This is a genomic window from Hahella sp. NS-SX17 (assembly GCF_057367735.1).
Genome location: NZ_CM170632.1, coordinates 1,934,057 through 1,952,174, shown reverse-complemented (window position 1 = coordinate 1,952,174; position 18,118 = coordinate 1,934,057). Strand labels below are relative to the sequence as shown.

Here is an 18,118-nt window from a genome sequence, read left to right as displayed (position 1 = left end):
CGCCCGCTCACGGTTAGGCTTTCAAAGTAAACCGATAACAGCAGCGACGCGCGCCTTTCAACACATGCTCCGTACGCTCCACCGTTGCAAGCTCTTCGAAACAGCGCTGGAAGTTTTGCAGCTCCGCTCGACACAATCCCTGACAATGCTGCGCCGCCACGCAAACCGGACAATGGTTTTCCACCAGATACCAGACGCCTTCTTCCTGCTCAAACAAAGCATCCGCCATATACCCTTCCGCACTGCGCAGCTCCGCGAGTTTGGCGATTCGCTCTGACACATCAGGATACACAGATAGCGCCGTTAAATAGCTCTGCAGTTGTTTGGCGTTACGCGCCTCAATGAGCTTCTCCAACCCCTCTTCCCCAAACACCTCACGGGTGGACGCAATCAAGTCGACGGTTAGATTGGCGTGACTGTCTGGAAACCGGCTCTGCGCCTTTTCCGTCAGGCGCCAGACCGCGACAGGACGCCCACGCGCCTTCCTTTCCTCTACGCTATATAAAAGCCCCTCTTGCTCCAGCTTCGCAATGTGCTGCCTGGCGCCCATGGTGGTCATGCCCAACATCCCGCCTAATTCGGGAGCGCTGGCCGGCCCTCGGGATTTAATCAAATACAGAATGCGCTCGCCGCTGTCTTCCTGGGTCGTCAAAGAAGTCTCGCTCCTACAATGAATGGATAGCGCCTCAGTATACGTTGATAGGAAAAATTTAGTAAAGCGATAGCTTTACTAAAGAAAAGAACAGGAATAATCTATTTGGAAAGCAAACGCTTTACTAAATAAACCTAACAACAAACATGCCCCTGCCTGGGGCGACAATGGAGGACGAACCATGTATCTGGAGCACGCTAACATCACTGTTGAATCCATCGAAAAGTCCATGGAGTTTTTACAAGCCGCCTTCCCTGACTTTGCATTGCGGGGCGAAGGAAGCCTGATGAATCAAAACGGCAGATGGGCCCATGTGGGCAACGACCGTTTTTACTTCGCATTGCAGCAATGCGACGCTCATTTAAATGAGGCCGGCGCCCGTTACATCAACGATGGCATCAATCATCTAGGCATGGTGGTAGAGGATCTCGATGGCGTAACCAGCCGATTGAAACAACGCGGATACGATGGCTACGAGACCGAGACGCATCCCTACCGCCGGAGAGCTTACTACTATGATCCTAATGGTATCGAATGGGAGTTTGTACAATATCTGAGCGACAAGCCATCGGAGAGAAACCGCTATTAAGGAGGCGAACTTTGGCCGAGGTTTAATGACGTTAAACGCCCCGTTGATGGGGCGTTTTTAGTCAATGCCAGAAAAATTGGCGATTTAGCGATCAACGTGCAGGAAAAGTCTATTTTTCAGCCTCTTATTTAACAAAGTTTCACAAATAAGCGCGAAATAATTATCGGAGAAACCCTCTACCATCGGATACCATGAACCTACATTATTACAAGAACTGAGAGTGCTATGACCAAGTTAGTCTTCCGGGTCGCAGTCAAGCAAAGTGAGAAAGCGGACTATTTCTCTTCGATCCCCGGACTTCTGGTTTGCGGCGTGGGAGGCACGCTGGAGGAAACGCTGGCCAACACCCAGCTCATCATCACTGACTATCTGAAAGACAGCATCAACACCCCTGTTGCGGCGCTAGCGGACACCAAGGTCACTTATACCGACGTCACCTGGCATATCGTTGAAATTAACCGTCCATAACTTCAGTTTACTCTGGGCCTAACATCACACGAACGCAGCTGGCGCACGTTTAGGCGCTGAGTTTCGATCCACGCTACTGACAACCAAGCGACATTTCTTCATACCCGACGATAAGATCAGCGGAGACGACCACTCTTCGCAAAGTATCGCTGCTTTTCTCATAAAACCAGAGAGATTGATCTCCGCCTTGGGAGTCACTGCCCCGTGTATCGCTGTTCTTTAATACTTTGTCACAAGAGGGGACCGGAAAGCGCATTAGTAAAGCAATTTCTTGACTGACGGCATCTTCAACCCGCCCAGCGAACTCGCTCCACTGAATAAAATATCCAACTCCAAACCCCAGCGAGAGGCAAAGCACCGCCACAATAACTGTCTTCATCTGCACACCCTGATATCCAACAAGCTTCAGACAGACAATTTACAGCATCAGAGAAAATAAAACGCTTTTCCATATTCGCCCCAAGCTGAGACTCAGGATATTCCTCAGCGCTGGCGTTATGGAAAAACGCTCTTGTGAGCGCTTCCCTTCAGCGACAAAAATGCATAAGACGCAGCATGGTTTCAGTATGTAGTCTTATACGCATTCGCTAAAAAGAGCAAAAGCGCTTTCCCATAATTTGCTCATTATGGGGAAACGCTCTTGCAAGCCTTTCCCTTCGGCGACGAGAGTGTGTGTGACAGTCCTGCTCTCCCGACTGAGCTACCACGCCATTTTAAGCGTGGGCGGGACTCGAACCCGCGACCTGGCCATTAAAAGTGGTGTAGTCACACAGGCATTCGCCAAAACTAAATTAAGGCGGCCAACAAAAAACAGTCAGGATGCTATTTGGGAAAAATGTAATCCTGACCAGCATTTGGCCTAAAAAGACCAGCGACAAAAAGGTCGTATGACATCTACGCTCGCGCTACCACTGCGCTACGGTTGTCAGCCAACCGCCGGGACTCGAACCCGGGACCTCGCGCTCCTATGTAGTCATACAGGCATTCGCCGGTTTAACTTTAAAAACGTCTGTTTATCTCTCCTTAAAACGCTTTCCCATAACCTTCATGTTATGGGGAAACGCTCTCACGAGCCTTTCCCTTCGGCGACAAATATGTGTGAGATACTTTCCTGCTCTATCCAATTGAGCTACCGCGCAAGACTTCCGCGCGAACGGGACTCGAACCCGCAACCTGGTCGTTAACAGCGATGTAATCCCACTGGCATTCGCCAAAATCAACATTGGGCGGCCAACAAGTTGTGGTCTGGATGTTTTTGGATGTAATCCTGACCGGCATTTGGCCTTAAAAAAACACGGCGACAATAAGGGCGCATGACATGTCATCTGCTCTACCAACTGAGCTACGGTCAGAGACCGCCGGGACTCGAACCCGGGACCAAATGGTTAATGTAGTCATACAGGCATTCGCCATTTAAACCTGAAAACTCTTACTTATATCTCCATAAAGCGCTCTTCCATTACGCTCGCGCGATGGGGAGACGCACTCAGAATCCTTTCCCTTCGACGACAACAGTTTGGTATGACGCGCGCTCTGCCAACTGAGCTATAGCCGCGCCCGGCCACCGGGACTCGAACCCGGGTATGGAGTCATACAAGCATTCGCCGATATCAAAAATTAAGCCTTCGAATCAGGCCGCCCGCAGACGGCCTTTTTCTCCACCAAGATCCCTGGCTACAGTTCGATTTCCTTGATGGTGCGCACCCAGGTCTGTGGGTTATCGCTCAAAAAGGACTTCATCACTGTGAACACCTGATCGGAGAATCCTCCCACGTTCAGGATGTCATCACGCTCCATCGCCTGGGTGTACGTATTGGGCACAACATCGATACACACCATTTTTGCTTTGGGGTTACGCTGCTTCAGCTTCAGCCACTCCTGCATTACCGCCGTCCCTGAGTTGTACCCCGCATAACGGCTGTTCGTATCAATCCATGACTCGTTATCGCTAACGAAGATCACCGTATCCACTTCCGCTTTGCGCCGGTTCAGCTCCACCAGAGGCGCGGAGCAGTTCGTTCCGCCGCCGCCCAGTTGCGCCAGCTTGGTCGCGTTGGTCATCACCGAATCCCGAGGATTCAAACGCACTTGATGCACTGAGGTCGCGAACGGGAGAATCTCCGCATCCTTGTTTTTCGCCAGGATAGCCGCAGCCACCAGAGCGGCGACATCAATACACCGCACCTTACTGGAAGCGCCGGGACGATAACCTGATACCGACTGAGTCATAGACCCGCTGGTATCCGGCAGCACGACAACCCGACCTTCCAGCGTCGGCACATTCTGCAGCGCGATTTCCATCGCATCCTGCAAAGCCTCCGTCACCATTTTAGGCACACCTTCGCCCGCCATGGTGTAAGCGGCCATCAACTGGTACGGGAACGCTTTGGCCTTGCGAATGGCGTTCTCATCACGCAGACGATCAGCGATCACACGGTCCATGCCTTTTTCATTGAACACACCCTGCCGCGCAAAGGTATTCAAGTTCATCCGCGTCATCTGCCATCCCGCATTGCGGGCGATGCCAGCCCAATGCGCTTGCGTCAGGTTCAGCGCCGTCAGCAACCGAAACTCCACTTTCGGCAGCGGCTGGGACTGATCCGCCTTAAAGGCCTCATAATCCCGCACAACCTGCGGCAGCTTCTCCGCATCGTATTCTCTATCGATCAGATAACCGTACAGAGCCTGCCGCATCAGGTTTTCCGGCTTTGGCCGCACCATCTTGATGACATCCTTCATCGAAGGCGACGCGCCGACAGAATCCATGAACAAAGAAGACTCGCCCCGAGCGTTGATCCACTCTTTCACCAGCCGCTTGGGCATGGTTCCCAGGGATTTACGCCCAACAACGCCGGAACGCATGATCTGCACAAAGTTTCTCACCATACGGCCGTTATCAATGACCCGCTTGAACACGGCGGGAACCATATCCGGCGCCCGCACTGTCAGAATGGCGGTCAACAACGCCGGCATATCTTTCATGAAGCCTCGCTCCCGAGCGAACACCGCCAATTTTGCGATAAACTCAGGCTCTACTTGAGCGGCGAACTGCATGACTTTTTCCAACTGATCTTCAGCGGAAGCATAGAATGTGCTGGTGAAACATCCGGTCACCGCGTACTGCGCCAGCGCATGCTCTGCGGAGTATTTATAAGCCAGGCCGCCGGCCTGATTAGTGGTGTCCGCTGCAGGCGCCATATTTCCGCGCTGGGTGTTGAATAGTGTTTTACTCGCCATTTCTTTACTCCCGCCGACAATACATTCGGCTTTACTGAATTTCACTGCTATCTAATCTGGTAATCAGACTCTGTCTCAGTGTTCCAAGACATTGTTTGTTTACTTGCCAGATGTATTGCAGCCCACATGCCAACTTTCCAAAATAATCCGGAAATATTTTTTAACTTATTGATATTAAATAATTTAATTTTTATTTCTTGATTTATTATGGAGCAATGAGGGGGGCTCAAAAAACGGGTTTTATATCTATAAAAATAAAAAATTATCCAAATAAATAACCGCGATTATCCTAATCCACTTTTAATTAGTCTCGTGTCTCGTGTCTCGTGTCTCGTGTCTCGTGTCTCGTGTCTCGTGTCTCGTGTCTCGTGTCTCGTGTCTCGTAATAACGACTATACTTAACGTCACAATGAAAACGCTTTCACAAAATTCATAAAAATCAGATCGCTTGAACAGAGAGTTAATAACGGATTAACAAGGAGGCAAGATGGAGATAACTATTTGAAAATAAATATCAAAAAAGAAAAACACCGCCAGTTCCGTCAACGCTTCCATTTGGCATGAAGGGAAATGCTAGTCCGGATTACCGATTCATCTCACCGCCTGAGCGTTGTATAAGCCTGAACTGGCCAATACCAAACAGGGATAGCTTTAGATGTACGCGCTTTCCTTAAGACAAAAATGGTAACGCTTTCATAAAGAGACCGCCTATGAAAACTAAAGACTCCATCATGGACAAGCTGCTGACGACTCTACTGCTGCTTTCAGGAACCGCCTACGCCGCTGATCCCGGCGACCCTCGCGAGTTCACGCAAACACTACAGATGAATGGCGGCTCAGCCATGCTGCGCTTCCACTCCCCCCAAGCTCTCAATCTGCGCTCCCCCACGGAACGGGTATATATCAACTACCGCATCAATGGCTCGCAAATACAGGTTGAAGAGTTGACGGAAACCGCTGCGCAGACCGATTTTGAGGCTCAGATTTCCGGATTAAACGACGGCGACCGCATTGAGTATTACTACACCCAGGTGCTGGACGCCCAGTTCGCAGAGCTGCCGGTAGATAGCGGCTGGTTCAAATACAAAGTCGGCGAAGGTTTCTCAAAACCCGCCTATCCTCTTACCTTTACCTTCGGCGGCCGTTTTCGCGACCGACATGAAGGCGAAGGCCGCTTTGATCACTATGTCGCCGGCTACACCAGCGGCACCAGTTACATCGCCACCTTCAAAGACTGGGGCGACCGCCTGGAAATGACTGTCGTGACCGACGATCCTACCGATAACGGCGATATTCGTTGGAGCGACCACATCGGCGCGCCCGACCCGCTGAATAAGCAGGATGTCTGCTATCGCGCGGAATTCGATAAAGGCGGCGACATGGAGCAGGTCAACGCCAACACCTGGCGCTATGTCATTAATGACGTCACAGAGGGCCAGCTGATTGATCTGGAGTGGACGTTCAAGCGCGCCAGCACGGATCAACAATACTACAACGATATTTTCCGCATCCGCATTGGCGAGGGACATCTGTCTCAGGAGCGTCAGCACCCCTATTTCTCACCCGGCGGCGACACCACACCCAATATTATTCAGGATAAGCAGTTCCTGTTCGCACAGCACCTGGTCAATATCGGCGGTCAGGAAATGAAAGACTTCCTGGCGGGGAAAACCTTATTCGACACCGACTTCGCTGAGAGTAACCCGGATATCGCCCTGCATGCGCCCCAAACAAAATACGATTGTATCGGCGATCAGCCTTCCCCCAAGCAATTCATCGACTTTCCCCAGCGTGCGCGCACGCCGGTTACGCTGGCGAATCAGCTTGGGCCCCAATTCAACAACAGCTCCTGTTTCGCCTGCCATACCAATGACGGCCGTGGAACCCCGCCAGAGCCCGGCCAGCCGATGCAGTCCATGCTATTAGCGCTCAGCATTGAAGGAACCGACGCTCACGGCGGACCCGTTCCGCATCCTACTTACGGCGGGCAGCTACAGGATAAAAGCGTGAATGGCGGCGCAGTCGAAGGCCAGGCGACCGTGACGTACCAAAACATTGTCCGCAACCATATTGGCGGCGGCGCTTATACCCTGCACAAGCCAGTTTACGACTGGACGCTGGACTCCCCTATCAATAGCGGCGACATTCTGTTTTCACCGCGTATTGCGCCGCAACTGACTGGCATGGGCCTGATCGACGCCATCTCCGACGCCACGATTTTAGGCTTCGCCGATCCCGATGACGCCAATGGCGACGGCATTTCCGGCAAAGCCAACTATGTGTGGGACAGGCAGTCGCAAAGCATGCGCCTGGGCAAATATGGCTGGAAGGCCGGGCAACCCAGCGTCTTACAACAGACCGCCAAGGCGGCTCATGAAGACATGGGCGTCACCAACCCTATCTTCGGAAACGGCGCCGAGTTTTCCATGGAGGATTTGCACAAGATCGAGTCCTACGTACGCCATCTCGCCGTGCCGCCCAACCTGGAGTTTTTCGCCGATGAGGCGTCACAAGCCAGCAAGCTAAGGGGCAAAGAGCTGTTCAAGGAAGCCAATTGCGGCGGCTGCCATATTCCCACTATGACTACCTCGCCGGACTTTGAAGTGGCTTCTCTCCGCAATCAGGTTATCCAACCCTTCTCCGATTTCCTGTTGCACGATATGGGACCAGAACTCGCGGACAAGCGCCCCGAATACGCAGCAACCGGTTACGAGTGGAGAACGCCGCCGCTATGGGCCATCGGGCACTTCGCGGAAGTTAACGGCAATGCCCGTTATCTTCACGATGGCCGCGCCACCTCTATCGAAGAGGCGATTATGTGGCACGGAGGCGAAGCCGCCGCCTCACGGGACGCCTTCTCAGCCATGTCGCCCTCCGAGCGCGAAGACCTGATCGCATATACCCGATTCCCGTTTGTTGACCCTGTCGCAGATAGCGAACCTGCCGTGAAAACGCCATCGGCATCAATCGTTTCGCCGACGCAAGGCAGCCAAGTGGAGCGCGACTTCGATCTGACTTTCACCCTGCGCAACTGGGAAATGAACGTTGATGGCCGTCATTTGCATTGGTTCGTAGATGGCGTCGACCAAGGCGAGCGCTATGACGCGTCTGCAATCGCCATCTCCGGGCTGTCCGATGGCGAGCACACCATCGCCGTGAAACTGGCGAACGCCGACCATCAGTTTGTGGGCGGAGCGCAGGTCAACGTGAAAGTGGGCGGCGACGCGCCCGGACCAGATCCGCAGCCGCAAGGCATTACAAAGAATGCGGATGGCAGCGTCACCTATTCCATTACGCTAACCAGCAGGATGGAGCGCGTGCAGCTGTTTGTGGAGAAAAACGGCGGCCCCGGTTATTTCTGGGCGCCCTTGCTGAAAGCGGATGGCGGCTTACAAAACGGCGCACAGGAGACCGCCAACAGCGATGGCTCGTACCGATACAGCATCACTCACCCGGCATCGCATTATGCGCAAATACAAACGTTGCGCCATCGCTTCTACGCCTACAGTCCGGCGACGGGACAGCAGTTTCAGCCAGGCCCCGGCGACGCGCTGGGCGAAGTGTTCAACTACTGAAGCCGAGCTTAAACGCGCAGCATAAAACTGTCGCAAACAATTAAGGGGCGCTTGCGCCCCTTGGTCCGTTTTATGTTTTCTTATAATAGCCCTCAAGCCAATAAGGCGAGGATCTCCGTGACAGCCTCGTCAATTCCCGTCAAAGCTGGAGGCTTCATGGGCGGCGCGGCGCAGATCTGATTCAACTCATCGACGATCGCGCCACTGAACAGGCGCCTCTCATCAATTTCCTGACATGGGACATGCTGCTGCAGCCACTCAATCTGTGAAGGCTCTTCCGGCCAGTCCCTTCTGGGCAGGTACAACACGGGCGTTTGGTTCACCGCCGCCTCCGCCAGTGTACCGTAACCGGGTTTGGTGACTACCGCATCGCAACTGGCGAGCAAATCGATATGCGCTACAGGGAAGTCTTTGTAACAAATAAAGTCATTCCGGCCAGAAACCGGTTCTCCCGTCAACCAAACCAACCCAGGAGTCGATGGCCAATTAAGATAGGGAACCGTATAAGGCATGCCGCCCATAGACACCAAAACAAATCTTTTGGCCTCCGGGCGCTGAAACGCCGCGCGCAAATCGACACGACGCCCTTCCCGAGAGATAGGGCCAATTGACGTTACCCGCGTCATACCCGTCATAGGCATCCCCGGAATCACCCTCAAAAACGCCACCGCCTGATTGTAGGATTCGCATAGCCACTCATAGATCTCGCGGCTCTTCGGTTTATCCCCGCAGTATGACAGAAAGATATCCGCCCAGTTCAAAGAACAAAAATGCAGTGAGGGCATCTGCAATCTGCTCGCAGCGGCGGACAAACGATAACTGATATTGGTCAGCACCAAGTCCGGTCGCTGCTCACTCAAGTGCGCCGTTTCCGCAGTCAGTATCCTCGCCCGATTTTCATACTCTCTCAGGTAAGCCTCATAGGTCGCCTGGGTGTTCACTTTTAACGCATTGAACATGGGGATACCCAGGTCCGTTTGTCGTGACACATGGCGAAACGGACACTGCAGCCAGGTTTGCAGAATCGACAGCGGCGCTTCGCTTTGAATGACCAGCTCGATATCCGAACGCGCACTCATCAGCCGATTCAGCACAGGCGCTACTTGCGCCAGATGCCCGAAGCCATGAAAGGAAATCGCGCAGTAAACGGTTTTCATCGCGCCGATGCTCCGCCCGTTATCACTTCAGCGCCCAATAGCCAACCGGTTTCAGGTGCTTGGTGAAGAACGCCTTGGTTAATTCCACCACTTTCACATCATTGAAGCGTCCATGTTGCCCGCCTTTCACCGTATAAAAGGACACAGGCACTTCCGCCTCTTTCAACGCGGTCTCCAACAGCTGGCTTTGATGATGAGGGACAATGGGGTCTGCGTCGCCATGCACAATCAGGAAAGGCGCGTCGCCCTCGTTAACGTATGTGATCGGGTTGGCCCGCTCGACTTTATCCTTGTTGTCCTGGATCGCGCCGCCGATTAAACGGGATTCGGGTGAGCCGGCTTTGTCGTGGGACTGGCTGGCGGGAAGGCGGTTCTCATCCATCTGCAGGAAATCCGTGGGGCCAAAGTAGTCCACCACCGCCTGCACCTTGCTGGAAACATTCAGGTTTTCGCCTACATCAAAGTCTTCCACATCCCCCGTCGTTCCCAGTAAAGCGGCGAGATGACCGCCTGCAGAAGCTCCCCACGCGCCAATGCGCTCGGGATCAATGTCATATTGTTTGGCGTTGGCGCGCAACCAGCGCACCGCCGCCTTGACGTCTTCCAATTGCGCGGGAAACTTCGCCACATTGCTAAGGCGATAGTTAACGCTGGCGACGGCATAGCCTTCATCCACGTAGTCGATGGGAACGCCCTGGGTTTTATCGCCATTCATCCAACCTCCGCCATGAATCCAGATAATCAGCGGGATATTTTTACCGGCGGAAGGAAGGTGCAGGTCCAACTTCTGTTGCGCATGGCCGTTACTCACATACGCAATGTCTCGGTGCGAAATAACGCCCTGTTCCGCAGGAGGGATAAATCCGGAGTCAGGGGTCGGCGCCGACTTTTCCTGCGCGGGCTTTTGCGCAGGCGAGGACGTCACATCAGGAGAATTCTCAGTCGCCGCCGAAACACTTACCATAAATAAGGAAGCAATGAATGCTTGAAGCCGCATCTGACTCTCTCCTTTCGATGCACTGACCACGCGTCGGTTATTAAGCAAAACCTTTTCCGTGCGCGCTAATAGCATAGGCCCGCTCAGAAAAAGCGCCAGAAAATCCGGCAACCCCAAATGGCGCTGAACATAACATGCAGGAGAACGCAGTGACAACCGAGCCTGTTTGTCGCTGAACGTGAAGCCATCTTCTTCCGGCACTTAGGTAGAGGCGGTAATGGAAAACTTCCTTTTATACTGTCTTCGTACGCCTCATCCCAGACTACTCGTTGCAATGTATAGCTCATGAGCGGCTTCGCCAAGAGCGCGAGAGAACAAGCTGAATACGGAGGAGCGAGGCTCTGAGCGTTCAATCACGCCAATACGCCGATAAAAAACATCACCCTTTAATTCAACAACACGCACTTGGCTGACATCCAATCCCGGCGACATCGGCAACAAGGCGACGCCCAATCCTTCCTCCACCATTTTGACGATCCCCGTGAGTTCATCCATCTCTGCGCAATCACTCACATACAGACGATGCCGACGCAGAAAGCGCTCTACCAGACGACCGCCGGATGCGCCGCGGTCATAGCGGATAAAACGATGCGCCGCCAGGTGCGCGCGCCAGTCGCTTTCCTGCGCGTCATGAGGCGCAATCAACGCGTAACGCTCATTCGCCAGGGGCGACCAGTTCAACTCACGAGGCAATGCAAAAGGCGGCTCCACTAATATTGCAGCGTCGATTTCGCCGCTATCGACCAGCGCCAATAGCTGCAACGATGAGCCGGGGATAATTCGCTATGAGCCGGACATCCGCGCCTTTGCTGCGTTTGATCCGCTCAAGGTTTTACAGCAGGCTCAAGCAGTGGACTCCCGCCCCAAGAAAGGAAAGCTGAGCGGATTGCCCATCGGCGTAAAAGACATCTTCGACACGGTCGACTTTGCCACGGAATATTTCTCTCCTGTCTATCGAGAGCACCGCCCCTCACGAGACTGCTCCGTGGTGGCGCGACTTCGGCGAGAAGGCGCTATCGTCATGGGTAAAACGGAAACCACTGAGTTCGCCTTCATGCATACCGGACCAACCCGTAACCCACATGCGCTGGATCACACGCCAGGGAGCTCCAGCGCCGGCTCCGCCGCGGGACTGGCGGCGGGGTTCTTCCCTGTGGCGTTGGGCTCGCAAACGGCGGGTTCATTGCTCAAACCCGCGTCCTATTGCGGCCTGTTCGCGCTCAAGCCGACACGCGGAATTGTCTCTCTGGAAGGCGTCAAACCCCTGGCGCCCAGCTTCGACACCGTCGGCTGGTATGGACGCAGCATGGATGATTTGCAGTTACTCGCGGAGGTGCTGCTGGAGCCTTATTTATCGCTGCAGACGCCTCCCATCAACCGGCCTCTCCGACTGGCCTGCGTCATTGACGAGTTTTGGTCTACAGTGGAAACGCCGGTCAAGGAGGCATTGCTCACTAGCCTGTTAACGCTACGCTCCCAAGGGCATCACATTGAGAACACTTGCACGCCATTTAGTCTGATACAGTTGGCTGAAAGCCATAAGGTTGTGAACGACAGGGAGGGCAGCCGCGCGCTGGCTTACGAATACGCCAGCCGCCGCAACCAGCTCAGCGCCTCCACGCTGGAAATGATCGAGAACGGCATAAGCCTGACATTTGCAGAAGAACTCGCAGCTAAAACCACGATCACCGCCGCCGCGAACGCCTATCCTCAATTCATGGCCGACTACGACGCCATCATTACTCTCAGCACGCCCCACTACGCCCCGGAAGGCCTTCTCAACACTGGCGCATCCGATCTGATCAAAGTCTGGAACGCCCTGGGCGTCCCCCAACTCAACATCCCCCTCACCCTCCCCGGACGCCTGCCGGTGGGACTGCAAATCGTCGGGATACAAGGCGGTGATGGATGGTTGTTGGAGGTAGGCAGAGTGATCGCTGGGGCGCTGGGGGTGAGCACTTCAATGGAGACCTTAAAGCCTTACTGACAATGTAGATTAGACCTTATACCCGAGTGACCCGTTCTAGCTATTCCTTTTAGAATTCGATTTCTATTTGCTTACACATACAAGGAAGTTATTCAATGTGCATAAAGAGCAGTGTGGGCCTGCGCGGGACCAATTCAAAAACAGACGTAAAAGTCATTCAAGCAGCATTAAATCTTTATACATCTGACTCTTTTCTCTTAGAGTCGAAATTAACTATAGATGGACAGATAGGCCAAAAAACCATACAGGCCATAACGTTATTTCAAAAATCCTCGGTCCAAATATCCAAACCTGACGGAAAAGTCGATCCAAAGGGAAAAACACTTAAAACTCTAAAACAGGGCGTCACGAAAGGATTAAGCGAAGACGCTTTGACGGCAATCATGGGCACGGGAAATCATCGACAATTAACAAGTATTTTCCCTTACTCCAAAATAACCTTTCCCGATACCTGATAAATTCACCGCTTCGCACTGCGCACTTTCTCGCCCAAGTCGGCCATGAAAGTCTGTCTTTTAGATACACAGAAGAACTGGCCAGTGGAGCCAATTACGAGGGCAATCTAGCGCTCGGAAATACACAATCCGGCGATGGTGTTCGATTCAAAGGACGAGGATTAATTCAGCTAACTGGTCGCAGTAATTACTCTGAGTATGCAGAGTATTCCAGAATAGACCTCATGAAAAAGGGGAATGAGGTATTAGTGGCATTAACTCCCGCCTACGCATTGGATGTAAGCCTGTGGTTTTGGAATAAGCGACGCTTAAACATCAAAGCTGATAAAGATGATCTCCGTGGAGTTACTTATCGTGTAAACGGTGGTTACACTGGTTTACAGGACAGGCGAGACTATCTTGATCGCGCCAAATTCTTTCTCATGCCTTAGAGTCAACTTATGCGCCAAGTGTACATACTATTATCCATCTTTCTAGCCGCCTGCTCGCAGGCTCAAAGTCAGCCGCAGAAGAAGGCCTCGCCAGTGATTTGCGCATTTGAGTCTGAGCAGATAGATACCTGTCACTTTGAAGACGGCGGCGATGAAATATCCGCAACGCTGACCACCCATCTCAGTGATGACGACGAGCTTCATATCTCTGCGATCAACATCTCCCGTGGCAAGCGCCGGCAAACTCTGACCGTGTCGCCGGATGCATTACTATTGCCAGGAGACAGAGGGTATATATCGTTCGAAGATATTAACTTTGATAACAATGCAGATATCGCCGTCACTACCAGCTTAGGGGCCGCCAATCTTTATCTGGATTACTGGGTCTACTCGGAGGAGCAGAAGCGTTATGTGAAGGTTGGAAACTACCCTGTATTCAAACTCCATCCCGATACGCAAACGCTCGCCACAGAAGTCCGCCTCAACGCCACGCAATACGATAGAAAAGCTTACCAATGGCGCGGATTAGAACTTGTGGTAGTTGAATAGTTGATTAAACGCCAAACGCCTTAGCCCTTACAGACGAATTGCCGTTGCGGCGTCTCGCGCTTAGCATAAATGCGCCCGGGAAACGGGGAGTCATGAATATGAGTACGACTCCTCTATGTGAAATCAGACGTTCATGGCGTCTGAATCTTGTCTCGACGAGAAGGACTTTTTATGCGATGCACTGCGCTTCTTCTATTTCCCATCATTGCTTCATGCGGCGTGTCGCCGCTCCAATCCATGTCGAAAAGCGGCGACAAGTGCCTGTTCGGCGTTGGACGCGCCCCGACCTGTGAGTTCGCGACCGACTCCCTGCACGTAAAGGCCGCACCAGTTCTTTCGCCTGTGGCGGATGATCAGGTTATGCTGCAAGCGGTGATCACCTCCGTCAACGATAAGGAGCAACGTCTGGATATCGCGCCGGACCCGGTTTTCTTCGCTGGCGATGTCGGTCATATCGCCTTTGACGATATTAATTTCGACGGATACCCCGATCTGGCCATCACCACATCCGCAGGGGGAAAGAATGTTTTTCTGGATTATTGGCTGTATTCACAAAGCGATAAGCAGTTTTTGAGGCTGGGCGCCTTGCCGGAGTTATCTCTTGATCCCGCAACGCAAACCCTCAGCGCGCAAGTCAGGGTCAGCGACACTGAGTACGAACAAAAACGATTGAAGTGGCGCGGAACCGACCTGATCCCTATTGACTGATATGACGGATCAAAAAAGGCCAATCTGACCGCCGGCGATGTCCTGAAAGGAGGCATTCATGAATCGCAGGATACCGTCGGCGATCGGCTCAATCTGCCTCTCCACATACAGATCATAATCCAACGCAGAGCGTCGGTATTCCAATGGCTCCGGTCCATTCACCGTAATCACATACTCAATCCAGCCGCCGCGCTGATATCGGGGCGCCAGGCCCTGCTCTTCCCGTATATGATCAGCCATACGCGCCGCTTGCACATGTGGAGGCACGTTACGCTGATATTCATCAAGCCGACGACGCAGACGCTTTCGATAATAGAGTTGGGCGTCCCGCTCACCCGCGCGGATATCGCGGACCAGGTCACGTACGTAGTCTTCGTAGGGCTCATTATGAAAAACACGGCGATAGAGTTCTTTCTGAAAAGTTCGCGCCAAAGGTGTCCAGTCGGTACGCACGGTTTCCAACCCTTTGAACACCATCTCAGGCTCACTCTCTCCTCTGGCCGCCAACCCAGCGTATCGCTTCTTGCTGCCTTTCTCAGAGCCGCGAATAGTCGGCATGACAAAGCGTAAAAAGTGCGTCTCAAACTGTATTTCGAGAAAACTCTCTATACCGTACTCCTGCGCCAGATGCTCCCGCCACCACTGATTCAAGGTCGCCGCCAAGTGCTTACCGACGCGATCTATTTCCTCGGCGGCGCTGCGCTTGTGCTCTTTCAACCAGACGAATACCGAGTCGGTATCGCCATAGATCACCTGATGGCCCTGCTGTTCAATAAGCTCCTTGGTGCGGTACAGAATCCGGTGTCCGCGTAATGTGATGGAGCTGGGCAAACGATGATCGAAGAAGCGGCATCCCGGCGTGCCCAGCACGCCATAGAATGAGTTCATCAGAATTTTTATCGCCTGCGACATCGCCGCATTTTTGTGGCGTTTCGCCTCATCCCGCGCCGCCCACAGCTCACCGATTATATCCGGCAGGATATTATGTTCTTTGGAAAATACCGCGCCGTTAAAGCCAGGAACCAGTTGCTTGCGGTCTGCTTTTACCGTTTCCTGCTGATCCCACAGATCCTCACGCAGCACATCCTGCCCGCGTTCAATTTCAATGCCCTTGATACGCGCCAGCGGATCAATTTTGAAAGTGCGGATGATACTGGGATACAGGCTTTTAAAATCCAGCACCAACACGTTGCGGTAAAGCCCCGGGATAGAATCCATCACATAACCGCCGGGACTGCCCACGCCTACCGGGTTCTGCGGCAACATCGGCGCCACGTACCCTGCCCGATGTAAACGCGGCAAATAGCGGTTATCAAAAGAGGCGACCGAGCCGCCAAAACGGTCCAACGCCAACCCGGTCAATTGCGCCCGCTCTACGGCGAATTCGATCAGCAGGGCGTGTTGAAACACCTCCCACACCAATTGGCAATCTTCCAGGTTGTATGCGGCCAGCTTGGGCTTATCGTGAAGAAACAAATGCGTGATCTCATCGCCCCGGTTATCCGGATCATGAATCAGCTTGCCTCTCCCTAATAAATGCTGGGCGACATACTCCAGAGAAAAGCTTTCAAAGTTGTAGGTGGCGGATTTGAGCGTATCAATGCCATCCAGCACCACACGGCCGGGAATGCATAAAGTGAAATGCTGGTCGTCGTTGCGCGACTGGCGCCAGTCCATGGGCGTCCCGCCTCGTCCCGGATGAAAGGACAGGTTCAGGTCATCGGCTTTCTTTTGCAAGAAACGCAGATCGAAATTGATGACATTCCAGCCAATCAGAATGTCTGGATCAAAATCGTCAAACCAAGCGATAAAGTGCTGAAACATCTGCGTTTCATTTGCGCAGTATATGAGATAATCCGGACCATCCGCCGCCAGCTCTCCCACCATAAACACGCGCCGCTGCACGGCGCCTGCGCCGACATCCGCGCCATAAGAAGTCGCCACCAAACCGATGGAGTATAACTGCGCCCCATCCATGGACGTCTCAATATCCAGTGACAATACCTTGAAATAAGGCGCATAGGGCGCCGGCTTGATACGTGGATTGTGGAACTCCAGTACCCCGTCCTTTTCCACCGCCTCGCCATGAACCGCCAACGAGCCGGTCACAAAGCGCTCCATCAGGAAACGGTCTGTAGGATGAATATCCGCCTCCATTGGCGAGAGGCCCGCCTGCGTCAGCAAGTCACGCACGCGATAAAGATTGCGCTGCTCGCGCAGATACAGCCCATGCACCGGCTGGCCGCCAAAATCCTTCAGCTCAAGCTCTTTTTCATACCAGGGAGGGCGCTCGCTGCTGCTGTCGCCGAGCAAGTTGGTCAGAATGCGGCGCGCCACGGGCATCGCCGAACTCTCAAGAAAGCACACCGCATATTGGTCACTGACGATCAGTCGCACCGGACCGCGATCCGTCAGTATCCAGAATTGCAATGCCAATGATTTAGTGAGTCCGCCTCGCGCCTTGTCCTGCTCAGGGACGAGATCATCCCATTGTCGGGTCAGCAGAAACCCTCTCAGCGGCGCGGACATCGATATTATTCAGCCTCAGTTTTGCGATCGCGACAGGCGAACAACGCCACACAACCGACTATTTCCATTTCGACGCGATTAAAATACCGTCGTAAAACGTCATGAAGCGCCGTTGCGCAATCCTCTACGTTGCAGAAAACGCCAGCTTTGTTAAGGCTGCTCATACAGAGTCGGGTGAACATATCTTTCTCTACCCCAACACTCAGCACCGTGGAACCGAACAGGACGCCGCCGTCATTCAACAATTGACTCAAATGCCCGAACGCCTCGCCTTTGCGTTCGAAGTGCCCGGGCACACAGTGCATGACATAGTTCACTGCGATGGAATCAAAACCCGGCGCGTCAATCTCGATAGGTTGCAAAATATTGCGGCGATAGCATTGTGGGTGATAACGGGTGAGTCGGCGTGAGGTTTTCTGGAGACAGCTTTCACTCAGATCCATCAACGCCAGCCTTGGTTCCTTAGAAGGGAAAGTCGAATGATCCAGCAAGTAACCCGAGCCAACGCCGACTTCCAGATGATTGGCGCTGAGATGATCGCGATAATGGCGCAATACCCGCTCAGTTGGACAGCCCCAGGCGTACTTATCGATGAAACCAAACAGCGCCAAGTCATAGACCGCCAATGTCAGCGGGTTAAAGTAGCGTTGCGACAGCTTTACTCTGCTGTCTACAGGTCGGGAAACTGTTTCCATCTATAACATCTCCTGGAGGCCGACCGTCGTTTCATCCCTTTCCCTGCGCGGGCATCCACAAAACCCGGGCGCGCCCGGCAAGACAAAAC

The 18,118-nt window shown here is 53.2% G+C and carries 16 protein-coding genes; 8 read left to right on the top strand and 8 right to left on the bottom strand.

Translation table 11 applies throughout. The features are described from left to right. Positions 1-13: 13 nt before the first annotated feature. The gene (locus tag AC2IBB_RS08850; RefSeq protein WP_486332518.1) at positions 14-652 is read right to left on the bottom strand and encodes a helix-turn-helix transcriptional regulator; all 639 of its coding nucleotides are present in this window, start codon (positions 650-652) and stop codon (positions 14-16) included. A gap of 181 nt (positions 653-833) precedes the next feature. Here AC2IBB_RS08850 and AC2IBB_RS08845 point away from each other — a divergent pair, with 181 nt between their 5' ends. Both AC2IBB_RS08845 and AC2IBB_RS08840 read left to right on the top strand, forming a co-directional pair. Further along, positions 834-1,241, top strand: coding sequence for a VOC family protein (locus AC2IBB_RS08845; protein WP_486332517.1), 408 nt, complete (start codon positions 834-836; stop codon positions 1,239-1,241). A gap of 225 nt (positions 1,242-1,466) precedes the next feature. Next, positions 1,467-1,709 (top strand): hypothetical protein, encoded by a 243-nt coding sequence (locus tag AC2IBB_RS08840; RefSeq protein WP_486332516.1) that lies wholly within the window; start codon positions 1,467-1,469, stop codon positions 1,707-1,709. A gap of 73 nt (positions 1,710-1,782) precedes the next feature. Here the strand turns inward: AC2IBB_RS08840 and AC2IBB_RS08835 are convergent, their stop codons facing one another. After that, a complete protein-coding gene (locus AC2IBB_RS08835) occupies positions 1,783-2,088 on the bottom strand; it encodes a hypothetical protein (RefSeq protein WP_486332515.1) in 306 nt (101 codons plus the stop codon). Between the two features lie 1,295 nt (positions 2,089-3,383). Continuing rightward, positions 3,384-4,946 (bottom strand): vWA domain-containing protein, encoded by a 1,563-nt coding sequence (locus AC2IBB_RS08830; RefSeq protein WP_486332514.1) that lies wholly within the window; start codon positions 4,944-4,946, stop codon positions 3,384-3,386. 710 nt (positions 4,947-5,656) lie between these two features. Here AC2IBB_RS08830 and AC2IBB_RS08825 point away from each other — a divergent pair. After that, positions 5,657-8,521 carry a di-heme oxidoreductase family protein gene (locus tag AC2IBB_RS08825; protein ID WP_486332513.1) on the top strand — a complete coding sequence of 955 codons (2,865 nt, stop codon included), beginning with the start codon at positions 5,657-5,659 and terminating at the stop codon, positions 8,519-8,521. A gap of 92 nt (positions 8,522-8,613) precedes the next feature. Here AC2IBB_RS08825 and AC2IBB_RS08820 read toward each other — a convergent pair whose 3' ends face one another. The 3 genes from AC2IBB_RS08820 to AC2IBB_RS08810 form a co-directional block, all read right to left on the bottom strand. Continuing rightward, positions 8,614-9,678 carry a hypothetical protein gene (locus AC2IBB_RS08820; protein ID WP_486332512.1) on the bottom strand — a complete coding sequence of 355 codons (1,065 nt, stop codon included), beginning with the start codon at positions 9,676-9,678 and terminating at the stop codon, positions 8,614-8,616. A gap of 22 nt (positions 9,679-9,700) precedes the next feature. Continuing rightward, positions 9,701-10,675 (bottom strand): alpha/beta hydrolase fold domain-containing protein, encoded by a 975-nt coding sequence (locus tag AC2IBB_RS08815; RefSeq protein ID WP_486332511.1) that lies wholly within the window; start codon positions 10,673-10,675, stop codon positions 9,701-9,703. Positions 10,676-10,927: 252 nt separating this feature from the next. Next, a complete protein-coding gene (locus AC2IBB_RS08810) occupies positions 10,928-11,437 on the bottom strand; it encodes a LysR substrate-binding domain-containing protein (RefSeq protein ID WP_486332510.1) in 510 nt (169 codons plus the stop codon). Between AC2IBB_RS08810 and AC2IBB_RS08805 the strand changes: the two genes are divergently transcribed. From AC2IBB_RS08805 to AC2IBB_RS08785, 5 genes are all read left to right on the top strand, one after another. Next, complete coding sequence (locus AC2IBB_RS08805) at positions 11,391-12,662, top strand: amidase (protein WP_486333936.1); 1,272 nt, start codon at positions 11,391-11,393, stop codon at positions 12,660-12,662. The two genes, AC2IBB_RS08810 and AC2IBB_RS08805, sit on opposite strands and share 47 nt — an antisense overlap. Positions 12,663-12,757: 95 nt before the next feature. Next, complete coding sequence (locus tag AC2IBB_RS08800) at positions 12,758-13,117, top strand: peptidoglycan-binding domain-containing protein (RefSeq protein ID WP_486332509.1); 360 nt, start codon at positions 12,758-12,760, stop codon at positions 13,115-13,117. Continuing rightward, the gene (locus tag AC2IBB_RS08795; RefSeq protein ID WP_486333935.1) at positions 13,018-13,548 is read left to right on the top strand and encodes a glycoside hydrolase family 19 protein; all 531 of its coding nucleotides are present in this window, start codon (positions 13,018-13,020) and stop codon (positions 13,546-13,548) included. Before AC2IBB_RS08800 ends, AC2IBB_RS08795 begins: the two co-directional genes overlap by 100 nt. A gap of 9 nt (positions 13,549-13,557) precedes the next feature. Then, positions 13,558-14,097: an XAC2610-related protein gene (locus tag AC2IBB_RS08790; RefSeq protein ID WP_486332508.1), complete on the top strand. Its 540-nt coding sequence runs from the start codon at positions 13,558-13,560 to the stop codon at positions 14,095-14,097. A 171-nt stretch (positions 14,098-14,268) separates the two neighbouring features. Beyond that, positions 14,269-14,805: an XAC2610-related protein gene (locus tag AC2IBB_RS08785; protein WP_486332507.1), complete on the top strand. Its 537-nt coding sequence runs from the start codon at positions 14,269-14,271 to the stop codon at positions 14,803-14,805. Positions 14,806-14,814: 9 nt separating this feature from the next. On the opposite strand, the gene AC2IBB_RS08780 is transcribed toward AC2IBB_RS08785, so the two are convergent. Together AC2IBB_RS08780 and AC2IBB_RS08775 are read right to left on the bottom strand one after the other, a co-directional pair. Further along, the gene (locus AC2IBB_RS08780; protein WP_486332506.1) at positions 14,815-17,334 is read right to left on the bottom strand and encodes a DNA polymerase II; all 2,520 of its coding nucleotides are present in this window, start codon (positions 17,332-17,334) and stop codon (positions 14,815-14,817) included. Between the two features lie 5 nt (positions 17,335-17,339). Then, on the bottom strand, positions 17,340-18,029 hold the full coding sequence (locus AC2IBB_RS08775) for a class I SAM-dependent methyltransferase (RefSeq protein WP_486332505.1): 690 nt from the start codon (positions 18,027-18,029) through the stop codon (positions 17,340-17,342). Positions 18,030-18,118 lie beyond the last annotated feature (89 nt).

Bases quoted from the DNA above. Each gene is read 5' to 3' on its own strand.
- AC2IBB_RS08840 (WP_486332516.1), top strand. From the start codon at position 1,467: ATGACCAAGTTAGTCTTCCGGGTCGCAGTCAAGCAAAGTGAGAAAGCG.
- AC2IBB_RS08800 (WP_486332509.1), top strand. From the start codon at position 12,758: ATGTGCATAAAGAGCAGTGTGGGCCTGCGCGGGACCAATTCAAAAACA.
- AC2IBB_RS08845 (WP_486332517.1), top strand. From the start codon at position 834: ATGTATCTGGAGCACGCTAACATCACTGTTGAATCCATCGAAAAGTCC.
- AC2IBB_RS08835 (WP_486332515.1), bottom strand. From the start codon at position 2,088: ATGAAGACAGTTATTGTGGCGGTGCTTTGCCTCTCGCTGGGGTTTGGA.
- AC2IBB_RS08825 (WP_486332513.1), top strand. From the start codon at position 5,657: ATGAAAACTAAAGACTCCATCATGGACAAGCTGCTGACGACTCTACTG.
- AC2IBB_RS08820 (WP_486332512.1), bottom strand. From the start codon at position 9,678: ATGAAAACCGTTTACTGCGCGATTTCCTTTCATGGCTTCGGGCATCTG.
- AC2IBB_RS08775 (WP_486332505.1), bottom strand. From the start codon at position 18,029: ATGGAAACAGTTTCCCGACCTGTAGACAGCAGAGTAAAGCTGTCGCAA.
- AC2IBB_RS08830 (WP_486332514.1), bottom strand. From the start codon at position 4,946: ATGGCGAGTAAAACACTATTCAACACCCAGCGCGGAAATATGGCGCCT.
- AC2IBB_RS08785 (WP_486332507.1), top strand. From the start codon at position 14,269: ATGCGATGCACTGCGCTTCTTCTATTTCCCATCATTGCTTCATGCGGC.
- AC2IBB_RS08815 (WP_486332511.1), bottom strand. From the start codon at position 10,675: ATGCGGCTTCAAGCATTCATTGCTTCCTTATTTATGGTAAGTGTTTCG.
- AC2IBB_RS08790 (WP_486332508.1), top strand. From the start codon at position 13,558: ATGCGCCAAGTGTACATACTATTATCCATCTTTCTAGCCGCCTGCTCG.
- AC2IBB_RS08780 (WP_486332506.1), bottom strand. From the start codon at position 17,334: ATGTCCGCGCCGCTGAGAGGGTTTCTGCTGACCCGACAATGGGATGAT.